Consider the following 13,316-nt stretch of genomic DNA (forward strand, 5'->3'; position numbering starts at 1 on the left):
CAGCCATTTTGCAGTGAAGCTTAGGTAGGATTAACCGCCAAAGTCATCAAGTAGAATGTTTTCGTCCTCAACACCGAGGTCTTTAAGCATTCCAATCACCGCAGAGTTCATCATTGGTGGACCACACATGTAGTACTCACAATCCTCTGGTGCTTCATGATCTTTCAAGTAGTTTTCATAAAGAACGTTATGGATGAAGCCTGTGTAACCATCCCAATTATCTTCTGGCATCGGATCTGAAAGCGCACAGTGCCATACGAAGTTTTCGTTTTCTGCTTGAAGACCATCAAAGTCCTCTACATAGAACATTTCGCGACGAGAACGTGCACCGTACCAGAACGACATCTTGCGTGAAGAGTTTAGTCGCTTAAGCTGATCAAAGATGTGTGAGCGCATTGGAGCCATACCGGCACCACCACCAACAAATACCATTTCTGCGTCAGTTTCTTTAGCGAAGAACTCTCCAAATGGACCTGAAATCGTACACTTATCACCTTCTTTCAGTGACCAGATAAACGAAGACATGATACCTGGTGGCACATCAGGATTATTAGGCGGCGGCGTAGCGATACGCACGTTAAGCATAATAATACCCTCTTCCTCAGGGTAGTTTGCCATTGAATAAGCACGAATGGTTTCTTCGTCAACTTTAGACTCGTATCGGAACAGATTGAAGCGGTCCCAATCTTCACGATACTCTTCAGGAACGTCAAATTCCGAATATTTCACGTGGTGAGCAGGTGCTTCGATCTGAATGTAACCGCCGGCACGAAACGGAACCGATTCGCCATCTGGAATACGCAGCTTAAGCTCTTTGATGAAGGTCGCTTTGTTATCGTTAGAGATAACTTCACATTCCCACTTTTTAACGCCGAAGATCTCTTCTGGAAGCTCGATTTCCATGTCGGTTTTCATTGCTACCTGACAGGCTAGACGTTCGCCTTCGCGAGCTTCACCTTTAGAGATATGATCAAGTTCGGTAGGGAGAATATCACCACCGCCTGATTTCACTTTCACTTTACACTGGCCACAAGAACCACCGCCACCACACGCAGACGATACAAATACGCCCGCACCGGCTAGCGCAGTCAATAACTTGCCGCCCGGTTGTGTGGTGATCGCAAGTTCTGGATCGCCATTAACTGCAATACTGATGTCACCTGTTGGCACTAGCTTCGATTTGGCGAACAAAATCACCAAAACCAACGCTAGAACAATCAGTGTAAACATCACTACACCTAGAATAATGTCCATTGATTCTTCCTTACCTTACAGTTGAACACCAGAGAATGACATGAAGCCAAGAGCCATCAAGCCAACAGTGATAAAGGTAATACCTAAACCACGAAGACCTGGAGGCACATCAGAGTACTTCATTTTCTCACGTAGACCGGCCAATGCCACAATAGCAAGCAACCAACCCACACCTGAACCAAAGCCGTATACGACAGATTCCGCAAAGTTGTAATCACGCTGAACCATGAACGATACACCACCAAAGATTGCACAGTTAACTGTGATCAACGGTAAGAATATGCCCAGTGCGTTGTACAACGGTGGGAAAAAGCGGTCTAACACCATTTCCAAAATCTGTACTAGCGCTGCGATTACACCGATAAAGGTGATGAAGTTAAGGAAGCTTAGATCAACACCTGAGACCAGAGCATTCTCTTTCAAAATTAGGTTATAAAGCAGGTTGTTTACCGGTACTGCAACAGTCAGTACCACAACAACCGCAACGCCCAAACCAAACGACGTTTTCACTTTCTTGGAAACGGCCAAGAAAGTACACATTCCCAAGAAGAATGATAATGCTAAGTTTTCGATGAAGATCGACTTAACAAGTAGGCTTAAATAATGTTCCATCGATTACTCCTTCGCTTCGATCTGTTCTGGACGCAGAATACGGATCACCCAAATCATGAAGCCGATTAGGAAGAACGCAGAAGGTGCTAGTAGGAACAGGCCGTTTGGCTGATACCAACCGCCATTGCTCACTAGAGGTAGCACTTCCAAGCCAAATAGCTTGCCTGAGCCGATAAGCTCACGGAAGAATGCGACAGTTAATAGAACGAAACCGTAACCCAAACCGTTGCCAATACCATCGATAAAAGAAGGCAGTGGCTTAGACTTCATCGCGAAGGCTTCTGCACGGCCCATTACGATACAGTTGGTAATGATAAGGCCAACGAATACCGACAACTGCTTAGAGATGTCGTACAAGTAGGCTTTAAGCACTTGGTCAACCACGATTACTAGCGATGCAATAATTGCCATTTGGACAATGATACGCACACTGTTAGGAATGTGATTACGGATCAGAGAAACGAATAAGTTAGACAATGCTGTTACAAAGACAACGGCTAGAGTCATAACAAACGCAGTTTCAAGCTTAGTCGTAACGGCCAGTGCTGAACAGACACCCAGTACCTGCAAGGCGATTGGGTTATTGTCCAAGATTGGCGCCATTACGCTCTTTTTGAGTTCTTTTGCACCTGCTGACATTAGTTCAGACCTCCATCACGAACTTTGGCTAGGAAAGGACCAAAGCCCATGTCGCCCATCCAAAAGTCAAATGTGCCTTGAACACCGTTTGCCGTTAGGGTTGCACCAGACAGACCATCCACACCGTGAATGTCGCCTTGTTGTGCGCCACCTTTTACGACTTTAAGTGCAGGCTCAAAGTTGTCATCAAACAATTGCTTGCCTTCAAATTGTGCACGCCAAGTTGGGTTTTCAACTTCACCACCCAATCCTGGAGTTTCACCTTGTTCGTAGTAGGTAATACCCGCAATAGTGTTGCCGTCGGTTTCAACCGCAACAAACGCGTACATCATTGACCAAAGGCCGTTGCCATGAACAGGAAGGATCACTTTAGAGATTTGATCGTTCTCTTTCACCAGATACACAACACCCGTATTAGCGCGACGTAGGATCTTGGCGTTGTCTTGATCACTCTCTAGTTTAGTGCTTTGAGACGCATCTTTTGCTGCGGCGCGTTGGTCGTAGCTTTCTGCATCTTCATCAACAAACTCACCAGTGTCAAAATCAACCAAGCGAGGTTCAATGTATTGCGCATAAAGCTCAGCGACAGTGCCTTCGGCTTCTACGCCAGAAACGTCAATGATTTTCGACTGCTTATCCAACAATGCGTTGGCTTTTTGCTTATCACGCAAGCTCACAGCTGCAACCGATACGATGATCGAACAGACTAGGCTAAGGGCGATAACAACAAAAAGGGTCTTTTTGATGCTGTCGTTATTACTTGCCATAACGTGACAACCTCCGTTTGATGTTCTTTTCGATAACAACATGGTCAAAGATTGGGGCAAATAGGTTCGCGAATAGAATCGCTAGCATCATACCCTCAGGGTACGCAGGGTTTGCCACACGGATCATGACACACATTGCACCAATCAATGCGCCGTACCACCATTTACCTTTATTAGTAAACGAAGCCGAAACAGGGTCGGTTGCCATAAAGAACATACCGAATGCAAATCCACCTAGAACTAAGTGCCAATGCCAAGGCATTGCAAATAGGGCGTTAGTGTCTGAACCAATAATGTTGAACAAGAACGAGGTCACCACCATGCCAATCATTACACCAGCAATAATGCGCCAAGACGCTATGCCCATGTAAACGATCAGCGCAGCACCAAGAATGAGCGCCAGAGTCGATACTTCACCAATAGAACCTGGGATGTTACCGATAAACGCGTCCATCCAAGTAATGGTTTCGCCAGTTACGTTATGAACGAGAGCACCTGCGCCACCTTGAGCCCACTGACTCAACGCCGTAGCACCAGAGAATCCGTCTGCCGCAACCCAAACTACATCACCTGAAATTTGCGCTGGATACGCAAAGAACAAGAACGCACGGCCTGCAAGAGCCGGGTTTAGGAAGTTACGCCCTGTACCACCAAAGATTTCTTTGGCGACAACCACACCGAAGGTGATACCTAAAGCGGCTTGCCACAAAGGAAGCGTTGGCGGAACAATCAATGCAAACAGAATAGAAGTAACAAAGAAGCCTTCGTTCACTTCGTGCTTACGTACCATACAGAAAAGCACTTCCCAAAATCCGCCCACTGCAAAGACAGTGATATAGATAGGAAGGAAGTAGGTTGCACCGAGAATCATAGCGGTGCCCCACCCGGCTTCTGCGCCGACGGTGCCACCTAATAACTCGGTTAACCAGTAGTGCCAGTTTCCATCTACGATAGCGGTCAATTCAGCCGCTGAGTGCAGATGGTTTAGCGCGATAAGCGCTTGGTTACCGGCGTTGTACATACCCCAGAACATCGCTGGAAATACAGCAAACCACACCATGATCATGATGCGCTTTAAATCGACACTATCACGTACGTGTGAACCACGTTTGGTCACAAGACCTGGGGTGTAGAATAACGTCGCAGCGGCTTCGTAGAGCGCAAACCACTTTTCGTGTTTCCCACCAGGCTCAAAATGATGTTCGATATCTTCAATAAACTTTTTAAGGCCCATGAATTACCCTTCCTTAACAATAGTGTCTAGGCATTCACGAAGAAGCGGTCCGTACTCGTATTTACCAGGGCAAACAAAAGTACACAGTGCCAAATCTTCTTCATCTAGCTCAAGTGCGCCAAGACGCTCCGCGCTGTCGTTATCGCCAGCACATAGATCCCTAAGTAGTAGTGTTGGCTCAATGTCCAGAGGCATCACTTTTTCGTAGTTACCAATTGGCACCATCGCACGGTCACTACCGTTAGTGGATGTTGTCATGTTAAACAGTTGGTTCGAAAAGAGGTGACCTAAGAATGAGCGCGTAACTGAGAAGCGGTTTTTACCAGGCATTGCCCAGCCAAACAGCTCTTTGTCACGACCTTCACGCAGGGCAGAAACTTGAACATGATAACGGCCAAGGTAGCCATGAGGACCAGCAGCTTGAGTGCCAGACAGTACTGAGCCAGACAACAAACGCACCTCACCAGGCATCATTTCGTTGTTCGCCAATTCTGTTAAACAAGCGCCTATACGTGTACGCACTAAGCGAGGCTTGTTCACCACAGGGCCAGCAAGTGAAACCACGCGATCGGTATAGAGCTCACCTGTTGTGAACAGTTTACCTAGTGCGATAACATCTTGGTAATTGATGCTCCATGCTACATTTTCTTTGTTCACTGGGAACAAATGATGCATGTGAGTCCCAACGAGACCGGCTGGATGCGGGCCATCAAAGACGTGTTCTTCTACATTGCCTTGACTAGAACGAGGTAAGCTAGTACCTGTTTTACAAACAAACACTTTACCGTCGGTCACGCCAGACAACAGATCCAAACCCGCAACAAACGCATCGGCTTGTTCACTGATCACCACTTCTGGATTCGCAGCCAATGGGTTGGTATCGATCGCAGTAACGAAAATCGCGTTGGTAGAAGAGTCAATTGCTGGAACACGGCTAAATGGGCGCGTTTTAAACGCAGTCCACATACCCGACTCAACCAGCTGATTCACGACTTGCTCACGAGGTAGAGATGCCAACTTATTTGCGTCAAACTTCTCGAAAGTCACCTGGTCGTCACCTGCAACTTCAATCACGACAGATTGAAGAACACGCTTTTCACCACGGTTCACTTCGATAACTTTACCGCTAGCTGGAGCCGTAAACTTAACGCCAGGATTCTTTTTGTCTACAAATAGAATCTGACCTTTTTTCACGTCATCACCTACGCGAACATGCATTGTTGGTCGCATGCCCACGTATTCTTCGCCAAGCAAGGCGACTTTTGTAACGGTATTACCGTCATCAATCACCTGAGTTGGAACACCTGAAATAGGAAGATCCAAACCCTTTTTTATTGTAATCATACGCACTTGCACTATTTATTGGATTAAAAAATCGTCTAACTGCAGGAAGCAGCAACGAGTTTCGATAGAGGCAAAGTCTTGGGCCACTTTCGCAACATCCTGGTTGCTGTCTCGCAATCTAAAGGGAGTTTTCTCCGGGCACGTAGTCTAGCATCAAATCGCCCTTCAATGCCATGATCGCCCTCGGCTAACCCCCCAATATATTGACCACTAAGTGACCACCTCACTACAAAATGCCCGTTTTCTTGATGCAACGCACAAAAAATGAGGCCTAATAGCCACCTAGTATTGTTTCATATCAACAAAAAACATTAGGTTTTTTGCTTGTTGCTCCCAGCGCATTTTGGACTGGCAGGCACATCACCACGCACTGTCTCCCACTCTTGTGGAGAATAGGTGTGCATGGATAACGCGTGAATAAAGTCGGATAGTTCATCGGATAAAAGCTGATTGATTATTCGATGTCGCGCGATGAGGCGCTTTCCTTCAAATTGTTCGCTCACTACCACCAATTTAAAATGGCTTTCTGAGCCTGGCGGCACATGATGCATGTGGCTTTCGTTAATGACTTCCAGATGAATAGGGTTGAGCTCTAGATGCAGCTTTTTTTCGATTTGGGGTTGTTTCATCCCTACTCCTTTACGACCTATTAACAATCTACGTCAAATTGAATGCCACAAGTATAACCGACTAACCACAAAATGTGAGTGTAAAAATCCGAAACTCAGCACTAGCACTCAAGTTTTAATTCTGCCCTTAATATTGATGCTGGCTGATATTGACTTCATCCCGTAAACTAGTTTGCTTTCAGCAACATCAATAGACGCAAGCCTTTATGAAAACCCAATTACAGTTGCCTGACCAAACTCTACGATTACAACGCTATCCATATATAGAGGGCAGCGATTTACAAGCGTGGAGCGCCGGTGATGAATACGTGTATCGCTACTTGCAAGAGCAGCAATTGGATAAGCAGCAACGCATTTTGATTTTAAATGACCATTTTGGTGCTTTGAGCAGTATGCTGGCGTCTAACAATCAAGTCACCTTCATGAGTGACTCCAAGGTCGCGCATCTAGCCCTGCGTCAAAACCTGTTACTCAATCAGCTGCCAGAGGTAAACTGCTTAACCAGCATCGATTCTATCAACAACGAGTACGACGTAGTCGTAATGAGTTTGCCTAAGATCAATCGAATGTTGTGCTGGCAGCTCACTCAATTACGAGCGGTATTACCTTCAAATATACCGGTTATTGCGGTCGATAAAGCTAAGCAGATTCATAGCTCTACATTGAAGTTATTTGAGCAACACCTTGGTACAACGACGACCTCTCTTGCCTATAAAAAGCATCGATTGATCTTTAGCTTTGCAGACAATGCGTCACCAAAGCAAGCGGAAGAAGCCGTGTCTTGGAGCGCAACCCCCACTCCTGTCGAACTGTCTAATCTTGCCAATGTGTATAGCGGAGAAAAGCTGGATCAAGGTGCTCGCTTATTGCTAGAGCACCTTCCTACACCGTCTTGCGAGCCTTGTGACGTGATAGATCTTGGCTGTGGCAATGGCATTATTGGGATCCGCTATAAACAGCTGAACCCTACTTCATCCGTCACCTTTGTTGATGAAAGCTACATGGCGGTTGAGTCTGCTAAAAGGAACGCTCTTAGCAATATCGGTACTTTAGATGGCTGTAACTTTAGGGTAGACAACTGCTTGGAGTCAGCGCCGAAAGAAAGCGCTGACATCATCCTTTGTAACCCCCCTTTCCACCAGCAAAATGCCATTACTGATCATATTGCTCAACAAATGTTTGAAGATGCGAAAAACACACTGCGCTCTAAAGGCACTTTACGTGTCATTGGTAACCGCCATTTGGGGTATTTTGCAGCCCTGGTCAAACTGTTTGGACGTGAGCAGGTGAGTTTGGTGACTCAAAACCGTAAATTTGTCATTATTGACGCGACTAAGCGCTAGAACGAAAAAAAGGAATAAAAACAATGAAAAAGCTGTTTACGATATTCACTATCGCATTACTGGCAGGATGCAGCTCAACCCAACCTCAGCAAGTTAGCTACCAACCAAAAGCACCAGAAGTCGAGACTGTTGCAGGTGCAGAATCGGTCGCCTTTACCTTAACCAGCAAAGATCTGCGAACCGCTCAATATGTGGGACTGTACAGAGTGAACGACGATCGCTCTATGCCAATCCATCCCCGCCAAAACGTACGCATCGCATTAGATTCTGAATTTAGCAGCCTATTTAGCGATCTCGGATATACCCTAACACCGAATGGTGAGAACAGTGTAAAGATCGAGATATTAGAACTACTAGCCAATGTCTCACCAGGATCGTTTACCTCCACCACCAGTGCCAAAATGGCGGTTCAATTGACGGCAGAGTCACCGCAGGGTAAGTTTGTCAAAACCTATCGTGGCGAAGCTAATCTAGAAGGCAGCGGCGTTGATGAAGACAAAGTAGCTTCTGTACTCAACCGAGTATCAAACGTAGTCCTAGAGACCATCGCTAACGATGTTGAATTACAAACTTACCTAGAGAAACAATTCTAATGAAACCAATACTTCCGCTCATCACCTTACTTTGCGCGTCTGCATGGGTCAATGCGGCCCCTTTAGTTGAAGTTGAAACCACGTTGGGCAACTTTGTAATCGATTTAGACAGTGAACTTGCGCCGATCTCAAGTGAAAACTTTTTAAGCTATGTAGAAGATGGTAGTTACGAAGGCACTATTTTCCATCGAGTCATAAAAGACTTTATGGCTCAAGGTGGTGGATTTGACGATTCAATGAATCAATTGCCCACTCAAGCCCCCATAAAGAATGAAGCGAGCAACGGACTGAAAAACCTCACTGCGACGGTTGCAATGGCAAGAACCAACAATCCAGATTCTGCGACGCGTCAGTTTTTTATAAACTATAAAGACAACTATTTCTTAGACCATACGTTTACTAACCCTGGTTATGCCGTGTTTGGTAAAGTCGTTGATGGGTTTGATGTGATACAGAAAATGGCAACCGTTCCAACGGGAAGCTACGGTCCATTCTCTGATGTGCCAACTGAGCAAATTGTGATCAAAAAAATGACGGTACTGGCAGAGTAACCTCATCATTACCGTATTTCTCTAGCAAGCAATAAAAAGCAGCGAACACTATCGCTGCTTTTTCAGTTTTGGAGACAAGCCTCTACTATGGGTACATTCCACGACCAAACATATTGAAGATGCGTGCTACGCCTTGGGTAAACACCATAGGCTCGGTCAATACCGTTAAGCACAAGCAGTCTTGACCTTTCATAGTACGAGGGGCGTGTTTGGTTTCGCCGTCTTCGATCATGAAATCGCCTTTTCTGTAGTGACCGTTTTCATCTTCAAACTCACCGTGCAACACTAATGTAGCCTCGGTACCTTTATGAGTGTGTTGAGGCACTTGCACGTCTTCCGAAATATACAAAAGACTGACTCGCTCTTCCTCACCAATATCAAATGATGCAGAGAATACTTTGCCGCCGTAGCTTTTCCAGTCCTGAAGTTGCCCAGCGATGCCTTTCAACGCTGCAGGTAACTTGAACGTTTTACCATTCACCTCAACCGTTGCCAATGTTGCCGGCTTACCCTCAACTGGCTGTGCCTGCGTCATATCGGTGATCTGGCTAAGCAATGCAGCCATGTCTACTTCAATCGCGCTAGTGGATGGTGCGACGTCTAACTCGTCACTGGCTAATTTGGCTTCTAATTCGTTGGTTAGATCGCTGCAATGCGGACAACGTTCTAGGTGCGCCGCTACAATCAAACCGTTACATGCGTCGATGGTGCCATCCGCATACTGCATGAGCGTGTCGTTACTAGGATGATGTTTCATAATTGCTCCGAATTGATCGTATCTTTTAGTTTTTCTACAGCCAGTCTCAAACGAGATTTCACTGTCCCTAAAGGTATATCAAATTTATCCGCCACGTCCTGGTGTGGCATTTCGTCAAGGTAGATGGCCTTCACCACCTGCTTCTGTTTCAGTGGCAGCAAATCGAGATATCGAACAATTTGCTCTTTGAGCATGCTTTGCTCAGGTGAGTAATGGTCGACCAAATCTGGCGGACAATAGTCATCAGGCCAAATATCTTCGGAATGAAGGTGCAATTCTCTGCCCTTTTGTTTACGCAAGAGATCAAAACATAAGTTTCTAGCAATTGTGTAAATCCAAGTAGATAGAGCGCTCTTAGTGCCGTCAAACAAATGTGCTTTTTGCCATACTGCCGCAAGTGTGTCTTGCACCAGCTCCATCGCAACATGCTCACTGCCAACGTGCTTCATAGCGAACTGCTTTAGCCTCGGCGTAAAGTGGGTAAAGATCACAGCAAAAGCTGTACTGTCTCCCGCTTGTACCTTAGTCATGCAGTCGTTCCACTCTTGCCGTGACATTTTGGTGGTATCTGCCAATTGGTTGTCCATAATTCATCCTTCCACTGTGGGAGCACAATGCTCCCACACCATCCTGCTATTCGGTAATCTCATCGAGAAGAAGGTCAAAGCCCGCGCCTTCTGCTAATTCGATCGCAATTGCCTGGTAGACCTTACCATTTTCTACGCTAACCTGCACAGGTCCTATCGCAGCGGTCTTGGTTCCGGGCAGTGCAACAGTTACCCAATAACTGCCTGCAGGGAGGTAAACTTGTTGTACACTTTGTTTATACGCAAAACCGGGTATAGATGGATCACTTTGAGTAATATCATTTGTTGCAGTGACGTACACATCCACCGTCGCGGCTGCCGAATTAGGCACGGCATGTAGCACATTGAGTACCGCGCTAGTGGCAACGGAGCGTCGCTCATCGACCACAACAAGAGGGGCAATCGTGTCTAACGTACCTACTGCATACACCGTGTAGTCTTGGGCGGCGTCAAAGGGTACATCCATTGCGTCAATAACCAGTGTCCCTGGTGTATTATCTGGATACACACCTATATCGTATTCACCCACAGCGACATCCACATATCCTCTAACTTCGGCAAACACAAGGTCTGAAATCGCTTCGCTACCGTTTAGAGCAACATCTACCGTTGGCGCGTTGTTCACCAAATGGCCGACCTGAATTTGCGCTTGCTCTGCGGTATTGTAAACAAACTGCCCATTAGTTCCGTCCATCACCAGCAATTTGACCAAAGCTGAATTGGCAGCATTATTGACGTTTGGTATTGCCGCAATAGTAAGATCAGCACCAGCGGGGAGATCGACAGCTCCTGAATCAAACGCCACCGTTTTGGTTCCCGCCAAGGTTAGTCTAACTTGATAGCTGCCCCCAGCAATGGTGATCACGCCAGTGTCGTCTTCGTACGCGAGGGTATCTAGAGGTTGGGCTGTATTAATGTCTGCGCCTGGCGCAGTCACGTACACATCTACCGTAGGCACACCCGCTGCCGCGTGGACAACTTGCACATCTAAATTATCTGCATCCGCATTACTGCTTACAGGGCGGGTAATAATCGTCGGCTTAACTGGAAACCCGACACTGCTGTCAGCATACCCAGTAACTAATACCGTGTAGCGAGTGCCTTCCATTAAGCTTAAGTCAGATTCTGGAATCACCGTTGCGGTATTGCCTAAACCAACCTGAACATCCACCTGAACACTGTTGGTGCCGGAGCTTAAAGTCAGATAGCCTGACGCCACACCGTAGTCAACGCCCTCCAGTTGTGGCGAGCCATTGACCCAAACATTGGCTAATGGTGCATCCGGCGAGGCATGTACGGCTTGAAGATAAGTGAGTGAGTTACTTGCTGTATCCGCAGCGGTATCATTGTCGTCGCTGTCACTGCCGCAGCCAGTCAAAAACAGTGCTGACGCAGTGAGCGTAGCGGCTAATATGCGGGTATTCATGAGATAATCTCCGTTTAATCTTTTGAAGGGTCGATAGCTTGGCTAAGAAAATGCAATGCTTCAGTACAGTCAGGATGCAACACTAATTGGTCAAAAACGGTCGACCTTAAAGGCAGTAGTTCCAACCAACGTTGTGCAATCCAACTTGCGTCATCAAATTTTGGGCTTGGGTACAGCTGCTGAATTTGTGGGAAATCACGATAGACCCGTTTCAGTTGTTCGCTCAAGAACAAGTTATGCGAATCTATGGGTGATGCTTGCCATTCATCCAGTATCTCAACTTGGGCACAACGTAGGCCGTCAGGTTCGCTCCACACATTTTGTATAGTGAACCGATTAGAGCCTTCAATTGTGACACCAAGCAAACCATCTGAAAGAAGTTCGAAATCAATAATGTTTGCTAACGTGCCGGCAGTAGAAATGCTAGTAGGAGCCGTTTGAATATCTTCATTGACCAAGCAGACACCAAAACCCTCTCCTCGTTGGCTACATTCGCTGATCAGGCGCTTGTATCGAGGTTCGAAGATTCTTAAGTTCATTTTGCCTTTAGGTAAAACAACAGAACTTAACGGGAACAGCTTAATCTCAGTCATGGACTCTTTCCTTGTTTACATTTCCTCGGTTTATACGCATCGATTTAGCGATGGATCACTTCGCGCTCATTTTGGCTAAGTAGCACGCGCAGAATGGCGTACGGCTACTTTTGTGATCTTAATCACCAAAAAATATTGAACTTTTCATCGTTACAGCTGGAACTTGCGAAATAGATCGCTAAAATAGCGCGCAATGGATTGCGTTAGCACGGAAAGGCTACTTTTTATCCAAATTATTTATAAGAGAATGCAAAATGCGTAAAACTTTAGCAGCAGTGGGTGTACTAGCAGCGACCCTTTCACTTCCTTCTCACGCAGAATACCTATACGGTTGGGGTGATGTTTCACTTAACTACCTAGACTGGTCAAACGGCACTGAAAGTCGTTCTGGCAAGCAAGACTTCGGTTACCTAGAGCTTGAAGGTGGTGCTGGTTTTACTTGGGGTGAGCTATACGGCTTTGCTGACTTCGAAAACCAAGATGGCGACATGGCAATGTCTACTAAAGGCTCTATTGCTGTGAAAACTGGTCTTGAAGAGCTACGTGTTTACGCTCAAACATACTCAACGGAAAACCAAGGTTTCCACGCTCGCAACACTGTAGCGGGTCTATCTTACAACCTAGGCGGTGACTCTTGGTACTTCAACCCATTTGTTGGCGGTCACTACACCAACACTGTTGGATTTGCTGGCTTTAACGGCGGTATGGTTGGCTGGGTAGCTGGTTACAACTTCAACCTTGGTTCACAAGCGTTCTCTATCTCAAACTGGCACGAAACTGAATTTGCTCGCAGCAGTGACTACATTGGTGACGGTGAAGGAGAAACTGACGATCTGTCAGCAAACGGTGCAATCGCAGCATGGTGGCACGCGACTCCTCAAGTTGCTGCTGGTATCCAATACCGCTACGCGCACAACAAACTTGGTCAGCCAAACACTGACAACGCAATCATCTACACAGTGAAGTACAACTTCTAATTGATGTGTT

The 13,316-nt window shown here is 46.3% G+C and carries 15 protein-coding genes; 4 read left to right on the plus strand and 11 right to left on the minus strand.

Annotated features, from left to right (window positions below):
• Positions 1-30: 30 nt before the first annotated feature.
• The 7 genes from nqrF to JQC93_RS08475 all read right to left on the minus strand — a co-directional run bounded on the left by nqrF (position 31) and on the right by JQC93_RS08475 (position 6,479).
• Positions 31-1,254, minus strand: a complete 1,224-nt coding sequence (nqrF, locus tag JQC93_RS08445; protein ID WP_205157992.1) for an NADH:ubiquinone reductase (Na(+)-transporting) subunit F — start codon at positions 1,252-1,254, stop codon at positions 31-33.
• A gap of 15 nt (positions 1,255-1,269) precedes the next feature.
• Positions 1,270-1,866, minus strand: coding sequence for an NADH:ubiquinone reductase (Na(+)-transporting) subunit E (nqrE, locus tag JQC93_RS08450; RefSeq protein WP_084886915.1), 597 nt, complete (start codon positions 1,864-1,866; stop codon positions 1,270-1,272).
• A 3-nt stretch (positions 1,867-1,869) separates the two neighbouring features.
• Positions 1,870-2,505, minus strand: a complete 636-nt coding sequence (locus JQC93_RS08455; RefSeq protein ID WP_084886913.1) for an NADH:ubiquinone reductase (Na(+)-transporting) subunit D — start codon at positions 2,503-2,505, stop codon at positions 1,870-1,872.
• Positions 2,505-3,272, minus strand: coding sequence for a Na(+)-translocating NADH-quinone reductase subunit C (locus JQC93_RS08460; protein ID WP_205157993.1), 768 nt, complete (start codon positions 3,270-3,272; stop codon positions 2,505-2,507). The genes JQC93_RS08455 and JQC93_RS08460 overlap by 1 nt, the downstream gene beginning before the upstream one ends.
• Positions 3,262-4,506, minus strand: coding sequence for an NADH:ubiquinone reductase (Na(+)-transporting) subunit B (locus JQC93_RS08465; protein WP_205157994.1), 1,245 nt, complete (start codon positions 4,504-4,506; stop codon positions 3,262-3,264). The genes JQC93_RS08460 and JQC93_RS08465 overlap by 11 nt, the downstream gene beginning before the upstream one ends.
• 3 nt (positions 4,507-4,509) lie before the next feature.
• Positions 4,510-5,850, minus strand: coding sequence for a Na(+)-translocating NADH-quinone reductase subunit A (locus JQC93_RS08470; RefSeq protein ID WP_205157995.1), 1,341 nt, complete (start codon positions 5,848-5,850; stop codon positions 4,510-4,512).
• 311 nt (positions 5,851-6,161) lie between these two features.
• Positions 6,162-6,479, minus strand: coding sequence for a BolA/IbaG family iron-sulfur metabolism protein (locus JQC93_RS08475; protein WP_205157996.1), 318 nt, complete (start codon positions 6,477-6,479; stop codon positions 6,162-6,164).
• A gap of 206 nt (positions 6,480-6,685) precedes the next feature.
• Between JQC93_RS08475 and JQC93_RS08480 the strand changes: the two genes are divergently transcribed.
• The 3 genes from JQC93_RS08480 to JQC93_RS08490 are packed head-to-tail and all read left to right on the plus strand — an operon-like array spanning position 6,686 to position 8,966.
• Positions 6,686-7,822 (plus strand): methyltransferase, encoded by a 1,137-nt coding sequence (locus JQC93_RS08480; RefSeq protein ID WP_205157997.1) that lies wholly within the window; start codon positions 6,686-6,688, stop codon positions 7,820-7,822.
• A gap of 23 nt (positions 7,823-7,845) precedes the next feature.
• Positions 7,846-8,415, plus strand: a complete 570-nt coding sequence (locus tag JQC93_RS08485; RefSeq protein ID WP_205157998.1) for a YajG family lipoprotein — start codon at positions 7,846-7,848, stop codon at positions 8,413-8,415.
• On the plus strand, positions 8,415-8,966 hold the full coding sequence (locus JQC93_RS08490) for a peptidylprolyl isomerase (RefSeq protein WP_205157999.1): 552 nt from the start codon (positions 8,415-8,417) through the stop codon (positions 8,964-8,966). Before JQC93_RS08485 ends, JQC93_RS08490 begins: the two co-directional genes overlap by 1 nt.
• Positions 8,967-9,051: 85 nt before the next feature.
• On the opposite strand, the gene JQC93_RS08495 is transcribed toward JQC93_RS08490, so the two are convergent.
• Genes JQC93_RS08495 through JQC93_RS08510 form a run of 4 tightly spaced genes read right to left on the minus strand, consistent with a single transcriptional unit; the run spans position 9,052 to position 12,329 of the window.
• Positions 9,052-9,723: a ChrR family anti-sigma-E factor gene (locus tag JQC93_RS08495; protein ID WP_205158000.1), complete on the minus strand. Its 672-nt coding sequence runs from the start codon at positions 9,721-9,723 to the stop codon at positions 9,052-9,054.
• Positions 9,720-10,310, minus strand: coding sequence for a sigma-70 family RNA polymerase sigma factor (locus JQC93_RS08500; RefSeq protein ID WP_205158001.1), 591 nt, complete (start codon positions 10,308-10,310; stop codon positions 9,720-9,722). Before JQC93_RS08500 ends, JQC93_RS08495 begins: the two co-directional genes overlap by 4 nt.
• 46 nt (positions 10,311-10,356) lie before the next feature.
• On the minus strand, positions 10,357-11,736 hold the full coding sequence (locus JQC93_RS08505; RefSeq protein ID WP_205158002.1) for a DUF4397 domain-containing protein: 1,380 nt from the start codon (positions 11,734-11,736) through the stop codon (positions 10,357-10,359).
• A 14-nt stretch (positions 11,737-11,750) separates the two neighbouring features.
• The gene (locus JQC93_RS08510; RefSeq protein WP_205158003.1) at positions 11,751-12,329 is read right to left on the minus strand and encodes an LON peptidase substrate-binding domain-containing protein; all 579 of its coding nucleotides are present in this window, start codon (positions 12,327-12,329) and stop codon (positions 11,751-11,753) included.
• 254 nt (positions 12,330-12,583) lie between these two features.
• Here JQC93_RS08510 and JQC93_RS08515 point away from each other — a divergent pair, with 254 nt between their 5' ends.
• Positions 12,584-13,306: an outer membrane protein OmpK gene (locus JQC93_RS08515; protein WP_205158004.1), complete on the plus strand. Its 723-nt coding sequence runs from the start codon at positions 12,584-12,586 to the stop codon at positions 13,304-13,306.
• Positions 13,307-13,316: the final 10 nt, after the last annotated feature.

This window comes from Vibrio ulleungensis, from assembly GCF_016900875.1.
Taxonomy (GTDB): Bacteria; Pseudomonadota; Gammaproteobacteria; order Enterobacterales; family Vibrionaceae; genus Vibrio; species Vibrio ulleungensis.